Below are 15908 nucleotides of genomic sequence, written 5' to 3' on the forward strand. Positions count from 1 at the left end.
AAGCTGCGCAGGGCAAGGCGCGGGCTGTAGCCAGTCTTCGAACAGGGCCGTCCACCCGACGTGCTCTCGACCCAGTCGTGCCAGCACACGCAACCGTGTATCGCCGTCCTGCGCGCCATACGGCAACCGCAGGGGAACGACGGCCGGCGGCTGCCGGCCTGTCGCGACGTAGACACCGCGAATCAATGCATCGGTGGCTGCGATCTCCTCGGCCAGTGACGCGTCGGCAAGTTCGCCATCGCGTGCATGCGACCAGGTGTGATTGCCTATCGCATGGCCCTCGTCGAGCATGCGCACGAGTACATCGCACCGTGCGGCCGCGTGCTGGCCGAGGACGAAGAAGGTCGCCTGCCGACCGGCGTCGCGAAGCACATCCAGCAAGGCGGTGGTCGACGGGCCGGGGCCGTCGTCGAAGGTCAGGCGGATCGCTGTCATGCGCTGATGGTAGCGCGCCTCCCGTGCCGTCATCAGGGGATGATCCCGCGCTCCCGGAACCGCGAGAACAGGCGGAAGAACATCGCGGCGGTGTCCTCGTAGGCGTGGAAGCCCGCACGCCGCGCCTTCGAACCGTCGCCGAACATGTCCCATGTCCACGAGAACACGAAGTCCGCGAAAGGCCACGCCGCGACGTGATCCATGGGTAGCGGCGGCAGGCCGTGCCGCTCCCGCAGCGCATCCCAGGCGCCGGCCCTGTCCGGCATCACCTCGGCCAGCGACATCGCCATCGGCGGCGCGGCCTCCATGCCGAACCATGCGGCCAGGCGGGGCCACAGATCGCACCAGCGCACCACATCGCCGTTCCCGATGTTCCATGCCTGGTTACCCGGCGCGTCGGTGGCGGCCCAGCATGCCGCATTCGCCAGCAGGCCGGCGTCGGTGAATTCGATCAGGCGGGTGTAGGCCTGGGCATTGCCGGGGAAACGCAACGGCACGTCCAATGCCTTCGACACGGACGCGTAGACGGCGATGGCCAGCGCGAGGTTGAGCGGGTTACCCACCGCATCGCCGCCGACCACCGCCGGACGCAATGCCGACCAGGTCCAGGCGGCGGACTCGCCGACGCGTTCCAGCAGGCGTTGCTGCGCGGTCATGAACTCCGTCGGCAGGATGGGCGGATCGTCCTCGCGCGCAGGGGTGCGGAACGGCCCCAGGTGGGCACCGTAGACCTTGTAGCCCTGCATGATCGACACATGCCGCAGACCGTGCGCCACCGGCAGCAACCCGTCGAGCAGGTTTTCCAGCATCGTCATGTTCGGCCCGAGCAGGCCCGGCCAGGTCGGACTGTCCTGGTAGGCCGCGTAGAAGACGTGGGTCACCTCGCGCGCCTCGCGCAGTGCAAGGCGGCTGGACGAACGGTCCAGCAGGTCGACGGCCAGGGCATGGTGGAGGCGGTTGGCCTCGCCGCCGCGCCGTGACGCGGTGACGATCGCCCAGTCGGATTGCCCGGCGAGATGGCGTGTCAACTGGCTGCCGATGACGCCATGGGCGCCGACGATGAGGGCGGTGTGGGAAGGCATGCGCTCGGGTTCCATGGGAAAGAAGGAGCCGCCAGCGTATTCACTGCCTTACGCAAGGATTAGTCCGACCATCAGGCTTACACTTATAAGAAATCGCAATGGAACTCGGATGGATCGTCTCCTCGCCATGCAGGTCTTCGTGCGCGTCGCCGAGCGCGGCAGCTTCTCCGCTGCCGCGCGGGCCATGGGTATCAGCCAGCCGTCGGCAAGCCAGCAGGTCGCCGCCCTGGAGGCCGAACTGGGGGTGCGCCTGATTCATCGCACCACCCGGCGCCTGACCCTTACCGATGCGGGAGCGCGCTACCTCGAACAGGCGACCGTGGTGCTCGATGCCCTGGCCGCCGCGGACGCCGCCGTGAAGGACAACCCGAGTCAACTGCACGGTCGCCTGCGCGTCCAGGCGCCCAGCGGTATCGGGCAGCAGGTGGTGGCGCCGTTACTGGTGGCCTTCCAGGCGGAGCATCCCGATGTGCGGGTGGAACTGGCCCTGGACGACCGCATCGCCGATGTCGTGGCGGAGGGGGTGGACCTGGCGATCAGGCTGGGCCCCTTGCCACCGAACGGGCTGGTCGCACGACACATCGGCCGGGTCGAACGCGCGCTCGTGGCCGCGCCCGACTACCTTGCGCGGCACGGCACCCCGTGTACGCCGGACCAGCTCAGCCTTCACCCGCACGTCCGCTTCAGCGGCAGCGTCGACCACCCGCTCAGGCTGACCGGACCGGACGGACCGGTCACTCTCACCGTGTCGCCGGGCTTCGTGGCCAACAACAGTTTCGTGCTGATTGCCGCGCTGGTCGCCGGCCGCGGTATCGGTGGCGTGCAGTTGCCGCTCGTGCGTGACGAACTGGCGTGCGGCACGCTGGTGCGCGTGCTCGAAGCGTTCACCTACCCGCCGCTGGACATGCACCTGGTGCTGCCGACGCGCCGCCACGTGCCATCCATCGTGAGGGCCTTCATGACGCGCGTCGAAACGGCCGCCGCGGACGCGTGTCGTTCCGACGCGTGAATCGACCGACCCGTTTCACGCGGTCTGCCGTGCGAAACGTTCCAGCCAGAGGAAATTCGCCAGGGCGGAGGTCGCCCCATGGGACTGCGTGCGCACCACGGTGTCCAGCAAAGCGAGCACCGCACGCGGTTCGACCAGCCCGATGTCGGCCAGCGCGCACTGCGTCAGCTGCGCGGTCAGCGAAAGCGCATGCCGCGCGATCAAAGGGGGCAGCACGTGGGCGAAGGTTTCCTTGCTGTACCCCTGTGGAAACACGTCGGCGCCCAGTTGCGATGCGAGGTAGCGTCGCATCACCTCCCTGCCCCGTCGGCTGGCCCGTGGCAACCGGTGGCAGAACGCCACCAGCTGCGGATCCCCAAGCGGCGCGACGGGCCATTGGCCATGGCGCAACATGTCCGGCGCACGACAGCCGTTGGCGATCAGCGATGTCATCGGCACGGGACCCGCTGGCGCGTCGAACGTGCGCAGGCTGCGCGCCGCCTCGCGCGCCCGGGGTGTCAGCAGACCTTCCGCGCAGGTCGCCGATTCGCCGACCCAGCCGGGGTCCACCGCCGCGCCGGGCATCGCTTCGCCAGCGTAGGCGGGAAACAGCTCGTCGCCGCCGACGCCGGTGAAGAGCGTGTCGCGACCTTGGGTTCGCGCCGATGACCACAACGCCATGCAGGCTTCGAGATAGAACTCGCGATAGAACCCTTGCGCGCCCACGGGCGCCATGTCCAGATCGGGCGGCCAGTCGGCAATGTCGACGGTCGCATCCGCCAGGCCCAGGCGATCGATAATGAGCGAGCGACGCGGCACCTGCGTGTCGCGCACCTCGCCGTCCAGGAGAATGCCCCGGCTGGCGAGAGTCGTGCCCAGCGAACGCAGCACCGTCGCCACGGTCGCGGAATCCATGCCGCCGCTGAGCTCCACCGTCGCATGCTCCCCGACGGGTCGAGCGGCGGCGCTTCGCCGCAAGGCGGCCTCGAAGGCGGGCAGGTCGTCCTCTCCCTCCCGATCCTCGCGCGGGGCGCTGGGCGCCACCGGGTCGGGATATCGCAGGTGGGCCTTACCCGGTTCGACGTAAAGCGACGCGCGCTCGGTGAGCATCGTGACGCCGCTGTACGGCTGCCGCGCGGCATACATCGTGTGCATCGCCAGACGATGACTGACGACTTCCGTATCCAGGGCCATGGGGAACGCGGCGAAATCGGCGGAATCCCACGACAAAGTGATCCGATCGTTCGTCGCCCGTGCATACACGGGAGCCGATCCGAGCATGCCCGCCCGTATCCGCAGGCGGCAGCCGACGCGTGCCACCTCCACCATCACGTAATCGAGCGGCCAGAGCACGCACGCCTGGTAAAGGTGATGAAACGCGTCCTCGTCCACGTGCCTCGTCGCGCAGGGCTCGCCGGCGAACGCAGCAAGGCCATCGGTGCCCGCCTGTCGTTCTCGCACGACGAGGAACCAGCGATCCGTCGTGACGATCAGGCAGGATTCCAGCATGCGATGCGCGTAAGGCGTGATCCGGCCGGGTCCGACGACCACCGATCCGTCGTGCCAGGATGGCGACAGCGAGAGGTCGTGCAGTGCGATGTCCGCCTTGATCAAACCATGGCCCCCTTCATGAGAAAGCCGCTCCCCATGAGGGAGCGGCCCGATGGTCACGATACCGCGCTGTCGCGCGGATCATCGACTGGCGATCAGCCCCAGTCGCCACCACCGCGCGAGCCGATGCGACCGATATCGCCGGTGTCGTCGATCTTCGGCTCGTGCTTGAACGCCGCCATCGTACGTTGCAGCGGGCCGTCCATCGGTATCCCGAACGGATTCATCATTCCTGTGTCTTGCATGGCGAGATCACGCTGGTCCATGAAAATGCTCCACTGGGTGAGGCCGCGGTAGCGCGGCTCGACGAAGCTAGCACGGCGTATCGCCGACGAACCGCCCCCTGCCTACGGGTTGCTGAAAACCGGCATCCATTGCCGAAAACGTGCTTTTACGGCCAGACAAGGCGCGCCTGGAAAAGCCGTCGTCGCCCGGAGCGTTCGTCACATCCGACGACGATCCGTGCATGACCGCAAACGATGGCTTTCCCACGGCTTTCCACGGCACGAAAACGCATACGGATCACTGCGTATCCTCGCGCCACGCGAGATCCCGGTCACACTTTCCCACCGGATGGCGGCACTAAGCTCGGCGCGCCTTACACGGCGAAGCCGACGTGCGGGGCATCACCCAGGGTACCCACGATCACCACGAACTCCCACCCGGCCTGCCGACATGCGCCACTACCTGCGCAACCGCTACGACGGTGTGACCGTGTTCCGTTCGTTCGCCGAGCAGGGCACCACGTACGACTGCATTCCCACCGGGCAGCAGCCGGCCTTGCGCGACGGCAGCCTTATCGCCTCACCGCCGGCGTCGGGGCCGATCGCCACGCATGCATCGAGCGCGTCTTCGACGGTTCCTTCGACCTGCCCGGCGGGTAGCATCCCGCTGGAACGCGTGGGCCTGGACCAGCTCACCCGCTTCCCCAGCCTGAAAGCGTTCTTCGCCAGGAGCCCCGCTCCGGAAGCACACCGGCAGGCATCGGGGTTCGCCACCGCGGATGCATCGTCGACGCATCACTACGCCTCGATGTTCGCCAGCATGGGTGGTGCGGAAATCGCCGGCGCCGGTGCCGACCTGAATATCTGGAACCCGGCCTTCGTCACCTCGAACGACTACATGTCGATCAGCCAGATATGGCTTGACGGGGCCAGCAGCAGCAACCAGACGCAGACCCTGGAAGTGGGCTGGCAACGTCGGCCCAGCTACGGCACCTGGGGTAACCAATCCATCCTGTTCGTCTACTCGACGCAGGACGGCTACGTGAGCACCGGCTGCCACAACCTGGAATGCGGCGAGTTCGTGCAGGTGGCATCGGGGAATGTCTTCGGCGTGGCCTTCGCCGCCAGCCGTTACAGCAGCACCAACGGTGCGCAGGGCGTGGTGAAGGTGGCCTACCAGCGCAATGCCGACGGCAACTGGTGGCTCAACGTCGATGGCACCTGGGTGGGGTATTACAAGGCGGCGCTGTACTCGGGCGACCTTGCCACGACAAGCAGCAACACTGCATTCACCGCCGGCGGCGAGACGTACGCCAATGGTGGCGGCGCAAGCACTCCCATGGGCAGCGGCGTCTTCGCGGCCAATGGCTATCGCAAGGCAGCCTTCCAGGCCAACCACTTCTATATCGACAGTGCCCTTGCTTCGCACGCCGTCACGCAATTGTCGAGCGTGGTCGTCAGCGATCCTGCGTGTTACACGATCGCGTTTGCCGGACAGCGTTATGGCGGAGTCGTGCCCGGGGCCAGCACGATCGCGCCGTCACCGGAAATGACGACCGGTGAAGGTTTCTACTTCGGTGGGCCGGGTTGCCACTGAGCGAAGAGACTCAGTCGGGCTCGCCCCGGTGGTCGGCGTCAAGCCAGCCCCGGGGCCGGTTCATCGCCCACTCCACCTCGCGCGCTTCCTCCTCGGCCAGGCCACCGCCACCGATCGCGCGCTGCAACGCTTCGCGCGACAGGCCGAGCAGCTTAGATTTCCGTATACGGGGCTCCAGGCCTTCGGGACCCAGTTCTTCCATCAAACCCATGAGGTTCGCCCGACGGATGCGCTGGAGGCGGAGCATCGCATCGATATCAGCCGTTACCTGTGCGGACGGAAAAACGTCCGAACCGGAAGATGCCTCTGCCAGGGGAGTATGCGATCGGGAAAGGTTCATAACGGTCTTGCCTGCTGCATAAACGGGACTTCGCGTGGCTAAGCTAGCGGCATTCGGCACCGATTGCTCGCCGGAAATAGGCGTTCCTGCTGCGGACTTCCGCATAGTCGGATAGCTGCTGCGACACGTATTGCAATCGATTGCTCGTTAGTGGAGCCTTCGCGCGGCACGACGGCCCCGCTCAGCCGCACCCTGTCATCGACAGAGAGCGCTTGCTGGACCGTCACTGGCGCAACCCTGTCCTCTCGGCGTCTCCACCATGCTTGCGCGTTCCGCCATCCCGCTTCGATCCGTACTCGCCAGCCCCAGGTCGATGCGGCTATGGCAGATATTCAATATGAATGTCGGCTTCTTCGGTATCCAGTTCGGGTTCGGCCTGCAACAGGGCTTCATGAGCCCGATCTACAAATACCTGGGAGCCGAGGATGCCTCGCTGCCACTCCTGTGGCTGGCCGGCCCCGTCACGGGCCTGCTGATCCAGCCACTCATCGGTGCGCTCAGCGATCGCACCACGTCGCGTTTCGGTCGTCGTACGCCTTATTTCGTCGTCGGAGCGATCCTGTGCAGCGCCTGCCTGTTCGCCCTGCCCGGCAGCGGCACCCTGTGGATGGCCGCGGGCCTGCTCTGGGTACTGGATGCGGCCGCGAACGTGACGATGGAGCCCTACCGCGCCTTCGTCAACGATATGCTGCCGCCCGCGCAGCACGCCGCCGGGTTCATGGTGCAGAGCGCCTTTACCGGCCTGTCGCAGACACTGGCCTACCTCATGCCGTCCATGCTGGTGATGCTCGGGATGCATGCGGACCGGACCAACGCGCACGGCGTGCCGGCCGCGGTTGAAGTCGCCTTCATCATCGGTGGTGTGGTGTCGGTGGCCTCCATCGCCTGGTCGGTCTACACCACACGCGAGTCACCCGTGGTGCCCGACGAGGCAACGCCGCTATCGCTGCGCACGGCCGTTCTCGACGTATGGACCGCCGTGCGAGATATGCCCGCCACCATGCGCCAGCTCGCGGCGATGATGCTGTTCCAGTGGTATGCGATGTTCTGCTATTGGCAGTACGTCGCTCTTTCCCTTGCACGCGCCCTGTACGGCACCACGAACGCACACGATCCGCATTTCACCGATGCCGCGCTGCTGAGCGGACGCATCGGCGGCGCCTATAACTTCGTCGCCTTCGTCATGGCGTTCGCCATGCTGCCGCTGCTGCGCAGGGTGGGACCGGCCCGGCTGCATGCCGCGTCGCTCCTGCTGGGCGGGCTGGGTATCGTGGCGGTGCCGGCCATCACTACGCCATGGCTGCTGATCGTACCCATGATCGGCCTGGGCATCGCCTGGGCCAGCATGATGGGCAACCCCTATGCGATGCTGGCCTCGTCAATTCCCCGCGAGCGCGCAGGCGTCTACATGGGGATATTCAACACCTTCATCGTCGTACCGATGCTCATCCAGGTGCTCACCGTGCGGGTTTTCTATCGCCTTCTCGGTAACGATCCCCGGCACATCCTGCTATTGGCGGGTGTGGCGCTGTGCATCGCCGCCGCGCTGGCGTGGCGCATCCGTGCGCCGGCGGCCCTGACGGTTTGAAGAAACGAGTTCGCGCGGCCCTGCTCGTCGCCTGCATGCCGCTTGCCTTCGACTCGACGTCCGCCTTGGCCGATGCATGGCGCGGGACGGTCGGCGTCAGTTCCCAACTGGTCGGGCTCGGCGTGGCCATGGCCGGACGAGGCCCTGTCATCCAGGCCAACGAAACGCGCGTGGGCACCTCTGGCTGGTCGGTGGGCGCTTCCGGCAGCTACCAGGCCGGGCGACCCCGCCACGCGCTCGAAGCCATCCTCCAGGTCGGCAAGGCGTGGCCGTTGTCGGATCGTTGGGACCTGCAGGCCTCGGTGGCGCATTACCGGTATCCGAGCCACGATCGCATGGCACGCACGCTTGACCAGACACAGGTCGGTGCGACGGCGATCTATCGCGACGTGTTCAGCCTGAGTCTGTGGAGCGTGTCGCTGGCACATGGCTCGCCGCGTCCGCACGCGGAAGTCGATGCGGCGTTCCACTGGCCGCTGACGGCCTATCTTTCGCTCGATACCGCAGTGGGCGAGGCGCAATATCTTGCTCCTCGCCACTGGTATGCGAACGACCAGAGGCCGCATTGGTTCGCCTACGGCCATCTCGGTCTCGACTGGAACCGGATGGCCTGGCATGTAGCGGTGCAACGCATCGCCAGCACCTTTCATCGACCACTCCACGACTACCGTGTGGCACCGTGGGTAGCGACGATCAGCCGGGATTTCTGACACGCATGGCCGACATACACGGCCGTATGGATGTCCATTGTCACAGCACATTCGTGGCGGAGTAACAATGTGCCGATAACGTGCAGGGCTAATCGCTGCGAATCTTCGATCCCCATCGACGGGTTCCGCCGGCGATTCTCCTTGGCACTGGGGCTGCATCGTCATGAACCTTTCGTACCACCAGCCCGTGCGGATGCTTTCGCTCGTCGGCGTACTGCTGGCGCTGTTCCCTTGCGGGGCGAGCGCGGAAGCGCCGACCCGCATCAACGACGTGCAGTACATCGGCAGCCATAACAGCTACCACGCAGGCCTCGCACCAGGCGAGGCTGCCGTCTGGAAGCAAATCGATCCTTCGCTGTTCGCGAAACTCGACTACGCCCACCCCGCCTTGTCGAAGCAGCTGGACGACGGCGTACGCCAGGTGGAACTGGATGTCTATGGCGACCGCCTCGGCGGACGCTACGCCCACCCGGCGATCGTCGGCCGCGTGGCCGCGGCGGGGCTTCCCGCCGATGCGCCGTTCGCCGATCCGCAGGTCATGGCGACGCCCGGGTTCAAGGTCATGCATGTGCAGGACCTCGATCAACGCAGCACCTGCGAGCCCTTGCAGGCATGCCTTCATGAACTGCGCGCCTGGTCGCTCGCGCACCCCGGCCATCTTCCGCTGTTCATCCTGCTTGAAACGGAAGAAGAGGCGCTGCCGCTTTCCGTACCCTTCGTACCCGTGGTGCCCGAACCGTTCGACGCCGATGCGATGAACCGGCTCGACGCCGAAGTTCGCCGCGTCTTTCCGCGTTCCTCCTACATCGCCCCGGACGACGTTCGTGGCCGTTACGCCACACTGGACGAAGCGGTGCGTCACGATGGGTGGCCCACGCTGGCCGCGGCGCGTGGCCACGTCATCTTCCTCCTCGACCAGCATTCGGTCGGCAAGGCGTACATGCAAGGCCACCCCGCGCTGCGCGGTCGCGCCATGTTCACCAACGCCACACCCGGGGAAGACGATGCCGCCTTCCTCGAACTGAACGACGGACCGGCGGACGAGATCGCAAAGCGCGTACGCCAGGGCTACCTCGTGCGTACACGCACCGATGCCGACCTGATCGAGGCGACCCACGACGACGTGCGTCGCCGCGACGCGATGCTCGCCAGCGGCGCACAGCTTTTGAGCACGGATTTCCCGGCCCATGAGCCGGCGTCCACCGGCTACGTCGTTGCCTTCCCTGGCAACGCGGTGGCCCGCTGCGATCCGCTGCGTCTCCACGAAAGCTGCGCGCGTATGGACCTGACACACCGCTAGCGCTTTCTGCCGCCGCTTTCCTGCCTTCCCCTCCGTTTGCCCCCTTACCTTCCCTGCTCGAGGTCTCCATGCGCGTGTCCCTTTCTCCCTGCCTGCTCACGCTGGCCATCGTCACCGCCCTCCTCCATGTGGCGCCGGTACACGCGAACGACGTGGACGGCACCACGGACACCAGCGACAAGAAGGTCACGGCCTTGAAGGGCATGAATGTGGATGCCCAGGTGGTCGCTGCCGGCACTGTCGACGAACAGCGCCTGGGCACCGGTGTGACCACGGTGATGAGCAAGCAGCAGATCGAGGCCGTGCCGTCGGCAAACATCGCCGATGTGCTGGCGCACCTGCCGGGCCTGTCGTCCTACAGCGATATGCACCTGGGCCAGGCGGCCACCGGCGAAAGCGAGTACGTGACGATCCGCGGCCTGGATTCCAGTTACAACGCCTATACGCTCAACGGCTTCGCGCTGCCGGAGACCGACGCCTCCACGCGTGCCATCTCGCTGGACATGCTGGCCCCGTTCGGCATCCAGTCGGTGAAGGTGTCCAAGACCCCTACCAGCGACATGCCCGGCGATGCCATCGGCGGAACGATCGACATGCGCACGCCGACGGCGTTCGACTTCGCCCGCGACACCTACGCGAAGACGACGGTGCAGGGGCGGCTCAACGACCTGGCCGACCACCGCGGGCTGCCGGACAAGGGCGGCGTGTTCCAGCAGGAGTTCGCGCACAGGTTCGGGCCGTCGAAACAGCTGGGCCTGTATGCGGCCGGTTATTACGGCAAGTACGACAACGCCGCGGAAGCCGTGGCGCCCAATGCGCAGTACCAGCCGCTGAACGCGGCCAACGCCTCGGCCACCGATCTGTCGCAGGCCGGCCCGCTAGCGAGCTCGCAGTACAAGTACAGCGTCTACACGAACCAGATCAAGCGGTATGGCGGCAACGTGTCGCTGGACTGGAACGGCGAAACGACCTCGTTGTTCGCCCGTGCCATCTATGGCGTCTACGACGTGCAGGGCGAACAGAACCAGATGTCCGCCCGTAACGAAACCGCAACCATGGCGCTGCGTGGCGGCTATTTCAACACGCGCGACATCAAACAGAAGACCGCGACCCTGCAACTGGGCGGGAGCAGCACGATCGACGCGCTCACACTCGGCTATGGCACGTCCTACGGCGTCGGCTCACGCAACGTGCCCGATTACGTCGAGGCCAGCCTGTACGGTCCGCTCACGACGGGGCAGTTCGCCTTCAACCTGAGCAACCCCACGTTCCCCAACCTCGCCGGCACCCCGGCCGCCGTGCGTAACTACGGTTATAGCCTGTCGACCGACAGCTTCTGGAAGACCCAGGGCAGCGATGCGGGTAGCCGGGATAACCGCATCAACGCGCACATCGACGGCATCTATGCGTTCGCCGACCAGTCCCTCCAGAACATCGCCTTCGGGCTTTCCGGCGATACGTCAAAACGCAACGCCTACGATCATCCGTTCTCGCACGACAACAACAACTTCGTCTACGGCGGACCGTTCTTCGGTGGCCCTGACTATTCGTTCGACGCCGCGGGCGGGCCGTCGCTCGCCAACCTCCCGGGACGCCTGGTGACCCACCCGTTCGATGGTCGCTATGCCGGCCCGTTCAAGCTCATCGACCGCCGCTGGGTGCTCGACCAGGCAGTACCGTACAAGTACCTCGACGATCCTAACGGCAGCGGTATATACACGGCCAACGACTACAACGCCAACACCACGTCGAGCCGGGAAAACATCGTCGCTGGCTACCTCATGGCCACGTTCCGCGTTCAGGACCTGACCATCACGCCGGGCGTTCGCTACGAGCTGACCGACTATTCGGCGACGTCGTGGCGCTCCAACGGCGATGACGCGACGGGCGTCTTCGTCAACCAGGGCAAGCGCTACGGCGAGATCCTTCCCGGTATCGCGCTGAACTACCGCCCTGACGAGCTGACCGTCTACCGTGCGTCGCTGCGGCGCAGCTTCAGCCGGCCGGCGTTCGGCCTGATCTCCGGGCAGACCAACTATTCGATCGACGACGTCACCGGCCAGGTGGTCGGCATTTCCAAGCCTAACCCCGATCTGCGGCCGACCACCGCCGACAATCTCGACCTCTCGGCGGAGTTCTACGACACCACGGGCGGCATGGTCACCGCCTCGGCGTACTACAAACGCCTGAACGACTTCATCTTCACCTCGCAATCGTCCACCGGCAACGACAGCACGCTGGGCGGCAACGTGCCCACCGGTACGGTGCTGACGGGTGGCGTGCCGGTCAGCATGCCGGAGAACGGCGGCGCGGCGAAGATCTACGGCATCGAGATGGCGCTGCGCAAGCAGTTCGTCACCCTGCCGGGCCTGTGGAGCCACTTCGGCGTGGGCGGCAACCTCACGGTGCAGCACAGCTCGGCGCACAGCGGTCGCGAGGATCATCCGTCCACCACCTGGCTGCCGCGCGCACCCGAGCGCATGTACAACGCCGACCTGTTCTACCGCGATGACCGATTCCACGCCGACCTGATCTACAACTACACCGGCGTGCAATTGATCGGCCTCAACGGCAATGGCCTGGATTACTACCTGCAGCCGGTGAAGACGCTGGACCTCTCGGCCAACTACGATCTGCCCTACGGGCTGGGCGTGGGTATCTCGGTCAAGAACCTGCTCGACCATGCCACGTTCTACGAAACCTCCGGCAAGTCGCGCCGCTACCTGGCGTACGATCCGGGTGCCGATGGTGCCTACGTCCAGACCGGGCGCATCTACATGGTCAACCTCAGCTACACGTTCTGAGCAGGGATACCGCATGCGACCACTCACGTACCGTCGATCCGTCCGTGTCATCGCGGCCGCCGCCGCGCTCCTGCTGGCCGGACCGGGCCAGGCGCACGACGATCTTCGCCTGGAACAGGTGGTGATGGTCTACCGGCACGGCGTCCGTTCGCCGCTGCCGGGCGAGATCCAGGTCGACGAGGTTCACGGCAAGCCGTGGCCGTCGTGGCCCGTGGCGCCCTCTATCCTGACCCGCCACGGGCGGGACGGGGTCATGGCCATGGCGCGCTACGACCGGGAGCGGCTGGCCGTTGCGGGACTAGTGCCCGCGACGGGATGCCCGGCGGCGGCCCGTATCCGCCTCTGGGCCAACACCGACCAGCGAACCATCGCCAGCGCGCAGGCCTTTGCCGACGGCTTCGCACCCGGCTGTGCACTGGTAGTCGATCACCTGCCGGAAGGCCAGGTCGACCCGATCTTCAACCCGGTCGCGGCGGATGCCGTGGACTGGGATGGGAAGCTCGCGGTCGACGCCATACAACGCGAGACCCATGGCCCGGACGCGCTCACGGCCACGCATCGCGGCGCCATGGAGGTGTTCTCCCGCGTCATGGGTTGCAAGGAGGGCGACACCCAGGACGTCTGCCACCCCGCGACTTGGAAGGGCTCGCTGTCGTTGGCGAAGGACGGACGTGGTATCGCGCTGGATGGCCCCATCGCGAAAACCTCGGGCACGGCCGAGGCGATCATCATGGCCTACCTCGAAGGTATGCCGTTGGCCGACGTCGGCTGGGGGCGCGTGGACGCTGCGGGCTTCCTTGCCCTCTCGCAACTCCACGCGCTGCTGTTCGCGGTCCACGCGCGTCCCTCCTACGTGGCCGACCGGGTGGCATCGGTGCTGGCGGGCCACGTGGTGACCTTGCTGCAGCAGCCGGACGCGCCCCGGCTCAGCCTCTTCGTGGGTAGCGACAACAACATCCTCGCGCTTGCCGGCGTGCTGGGCGTGCATGTGCAGATGCCGGGCTATGCCGAGGATGACCCGCCGGTGGGCGGCGCACTGGAGCTGGCCGTATGGCGTTCGGCCACGACGCGCCACCGCTACGTGACCGTGACTTACCAGGCGCAGACGCCGACGCAGTTGCGCGAGAGCGTAGCGCTGTCCCTCGCGCGGCCACCGGCCCGACAGCCGCTGCTGCCCGCCGCCTGCCCGGCCGCACCCACGCCCTGCGATGCCGATGTCGTACTTGACACGCTCCGCAAGGCCGCCGCCCTTCAGCGCACCAGGCGATCCTGAAGCATGCCGGCCCGTTCCAGCGGCAGGTAGGCGAAGGCGACCACATGCGAGTGGATCCGCTTGAGGTCGCGCAGGATGCGCAGGTAGACATCCCCACCGGCCGTCGCATCGCGACGCTCGCGCAGCGCACGCAGGTGACGGTCGGCGGCATCGTTCTCCAGCCGCCAGAGCGTTTCCTTGCGTGCCAGCAGACCCTGCGCCGCACGCAGGTCGCCATGCATGAACACGGCGAAACCCAGGCGCAGGCTTTCCATCAGCTGGCCGTGCATGAGGGCCAGGTCCTGGATGTCGTCCGCGCTGAAGTCCTGACCGCGCTCCGCTTTTTTTGCGGCGAACTCCATCAGGTTGTTGGCGGTGATGTCGCCGATGTGCTCCACGTTGATGACAAAGGCCAGGATGTCCTGGCTGCGCCGCGCATCCTCCTCGTTGAGCGCCTCGCTGCCCAGGTCGGTCAGGTAATCGCGGATGGCCACGCCCAGGCGATCCAGCCAGGGATCCATCTGCCCGATCGAACGGGCACGCACGCGATCGTCCTTGCCGAACACCTCGACCACCCACTTCAGCATGCCCTCGACCATGTCGGCCATGCGCATCGCTTCGCGCGTGGCATTGGCCAGCGCCACGTTGGCGGAGTCCAGCGCGCCGGTGTCGAGGTACTGTGGCACCCCCGGGTCGTCCGGACGCGGCGGGTCCGGCAGGAGGCGCACAAGCAGCCCCGCCATGCGTTCGACCGGCAGCAGGAACACGATGGCCAGCGCGAGGTTGAACGCCGTGTGGAAGTTGACCGCCATGCGCGCTGGCGACGCGTCCAACGGGGCCAGTGCCACGGCGATCGGGTGCAGCAACGGCAGGCAGACGACGCAGCCGATGCCACGAACGATGAGATTACCCAGCGGCAGGCGACGCGCCACCGGCGTGTCCGCTTCGAACAGCGCCGGCAGCGTGCCACCGAGATTGGCGCCGAGCACGAGCGCCATGGCCCCGGTGGCATCCACCACGCCCGTCGTGGCGAGCGAGGCGACCAGCAGCACCATGGCCACGCTGGAGTGGAACAGCCAGGTGAGCAAAGCGGCGACCAGCACGGCCAGTACGGGCTCGGAGGCCAGGCTCGATGCAATGGCGCGCAGGAACGCGGCATTCTCCACCGGGGCGAGCGTCCCTACCAGCAGATGCAGCGACAGCAGCATCAGGCCCAGCCCGATAGCCACGCGGCCCAGGTTTTCGTAGCGCGCATCGTCCGTGCGTCGGTGGATGGTGAACCCGAGCAGGATCAGCACGGGCGCGACCACCGAGATATCGAACGACATCACTTGCACGATCAGCGTCGTGCCGACGTTGGCGCCGAGCATCACGGCCAGGCCAGGGGCCAGGCCGAGGAAACCGCTGGCGGCGAAGGAGGTGGCCATGAGGCCGGTGGCCGTGCTGCTCTGGAGCAACGCGGTGACGACGACACCGAAGGCGAACGCCGCCGGGCGATGGGCCAGGTAACGGCCGAGCCAGCGCCGCAAGGCGCTGCCATAACCACGCAGGACGCCGCTGGTCACCATGTGCGTGCCCCACAGGAGCAGCGCCACGTAGCCGAAAAGATCGAGGAGGCCGAGCATGCCGTTCATGGCGTACCCCGGCCGGAAACACGGGTAAAGAGCTTCACAGCCCATCTCCTGGTAACGGCGCCCGCGGCGGCCGCAAGGAGTGGGCCGGGTTTCCTAGTAGCGGAAAACGCCAGCCGACCGGGCGCGATCGCCGGGAGCGGTCTGATTGTGGTGAGCCGCCGATGCCCGCAAGACGCGGAAACCGACGACGCTACTGGGATGAACGTCCATAGGCCTTGGTGTAAGTGGACAACATGCGCCGCGCGTGTCGAAGCGAGGCGCGGGCATTGTCTTGACTCGCGCCGACAAGGTCAACCGCCGCGTCAGCACGCCCCGTACAGCGACGTCGTCACGCGATCACGCC

General features: G+C 66.5%; 12 protein-coding genes and 1 pseudogene. 7 read left to right on the top strand and 6 right to left on the bottom strand.

Annotated elements, in window-relative coordinates:
- Positions 1-81 precede the first annotated feature (81 nt).
- Together FA89_RS20875 and FA89_RS14260 are read right to left on the bottom strand one after the other, a co-directional pair.
- Positions 82-468: pseudogene (locus tag FA89_RS20875) on the bottom strand (polysaccharide deacetylase family protein); the annotation flags it as partial.
- Positions 468-1517 carry an SDR family oxidoreductase gene (locus FA89_RS14260; protein ID WP_221174312.1) on the bottom strand — a complete coding sequence of 350 codons (1050 nt, stop codon included), beginning with the start codon at positions 1515-1517 and terminating at the stop codon, positions 468-470. The pseudogene FA89_RS20875 and the gene FA89_RS14260, both read right to left, overlap by 1 nt.
- Positions 1518-1626: 109 nt before the next feature.
- On the opposite strand from FA89_RS14260, the gene FA89_RS14265 reads away from it, so the two are divergent.
- Positions 1627-2526, top strand: coding sequence for a LysR family transcriptional regulator (locus FA89_RS14265; protein WP_036141410.1), 900 nt, complete (start codon positions 1627-1629; stop codon positions 2524-2526).
- Between the two features lie 15 nt (positions 2527-2541).
- Here FA89_RS14265 and FA89_RS14270 read toward each other — a convergent pair whose 3' ends face one another.
- Positions 2542-4119 carry a hypothetical protein gene (locus tag FA89_RS14270; protein ID WP_036141412.1) on the bottom strand — a complete coding sequence of 526 codons (1578 nt, stop codon included), beginning with the start codon at positions 4117-4119 and terminating at the stop codon, positions 2542-2544.
- 92 nt (positions 4120-4211) lie between these two features.
- On the bottom strand, positions 4212-4382 hold the full coding sequence (locus tag FA89_RS20275; protein ID WP_185754379.1) for a hypothetical protein: 171 nt from the start codon (positions 4380-4382) through the stop codon (positions 4212-4214).
- 409 nt (positions 4383-4791) lie between these two features.
- Here FA89_RS20275 and FA89_RS14275 point away from each other — a divergent pair, with 409 nt between their 5' ends.
- The gene (locus FA89_RS14275; RefSeq protein ID WP_051938809.1) at positions 4792-5937 is read left to right on the top strand and encodes a neprosin family prolyl endopeptidase; all 1146 of its coding nucleotides are present in this window, start codon (positions 4792-4794) and stop codon (positions 5935-5937) included.
- Positions 5938-5947: 10 nt separating this feature from the next.
- Here the strand turns inward: FA89_RS14275 and FA89_RS14280 are convergent, their stop codons facing one another.
- The gene (locus FA89_RS14280) at positions 5948-6148 is read right to left on the bottom strand and encodes a hypothetical protein (RefSeq protein WP_185754380.1); all 201 of its coding nucleotides are present in this window, start codon (positions 6146-6148) and stop codon (positions 5948-5950) included.
- Positions 6149-6590: 442 nt separating this feature from the next.
- Between FA89_RS14280 and FA89_RS14285 the strand changes: the two genes are divergently transcribed.
- The 5 genes from FA89_RS14285 to FA89_RS14305 all read left to right on the top strand — a co-directional run bounded on the left by FA89_RS14285 (position 6591) and on the right by FA89_RS14305 (position 13952).
- Positions 6591-7865, top strand: a complete 1275-nt coding sequence (locus tag FA89_RS14285; protein WP_036141417.1) for an MFS transporter — start codon at positions 6591-6593, stop codon at positions 7863-7865.
- Complete coding sequence (locus FA89_RS14290; RefSeq protein ID WP_185754381.1) at positions 7862-8575, top strand: hypothetical protein; 714 nt, start codon at positions 7862-7864, stop codon at positions 8573-8575. The genes FA89_RS14285 and FA89_RS14290 overlap by 4 nt, the downstream gene beginning before the upstream one ends.
- Positions 8576-8738: 163 nt before the next feature.
- Complete coding sequence (locus FA89_RS14295; RefSeq protein ID WP_081916623.1) at positions 8739-9875, top strand: phosphatidylinositol-specific phospholipase C1-like protein; 1137 nt, start codon at positions 8739-8741, stop codon at positions 9873-9875.
- Positions 9876-9943: 68 nt separating this feature from the next.
- A complete protein-coding gene (locus tag FA89_RS14300; RefSeq protein WP_036141423.1) occupies positions 9944-12679 on the top strand; it encodes a TonB-dependent receptor in 2736 nt (911 codons plus the stop codon).
- Positions 12680-12692: 13 nt separating this feature from the next.
- On the top strand, positions 12693-13952 hold the full coding sequence (locus FA89_RS14305; protein WP_051938810.1) for a histidine-type phosphatase: 1260 nt from the start codon (positions 12693-12695) through the stop codon (positions 13950-13952).
- Here FA89_RS14305 and FA89_RS14310 read toward each other — a convergent pair.
- Complete coding sequence (locus FA89_RS14310; protein WP_036141425.1) at positions 13931-15565, bottom strand: Na/Pi cotransporter family protein; 1635 nt, start codon at positions 15563-15565, stop codon at positions 13931-13933. The genes FA89_RS14305 and FA89_RS14310 overlap by 22 nt on opposite strands.
- Positions 15566-15908 lie beyond the last annotated feature (343 nt).

It is taken from the genome of Luteibacter sp. 9135, assembly GCF_000745005.1.
In the GTDB taxonomy this organism is placed as follows: Bacteria; Pseudomonadota; Gammaproteobacteria; order Xanthomonadales; family Rhodanobacteraceae; genus Luteibacter.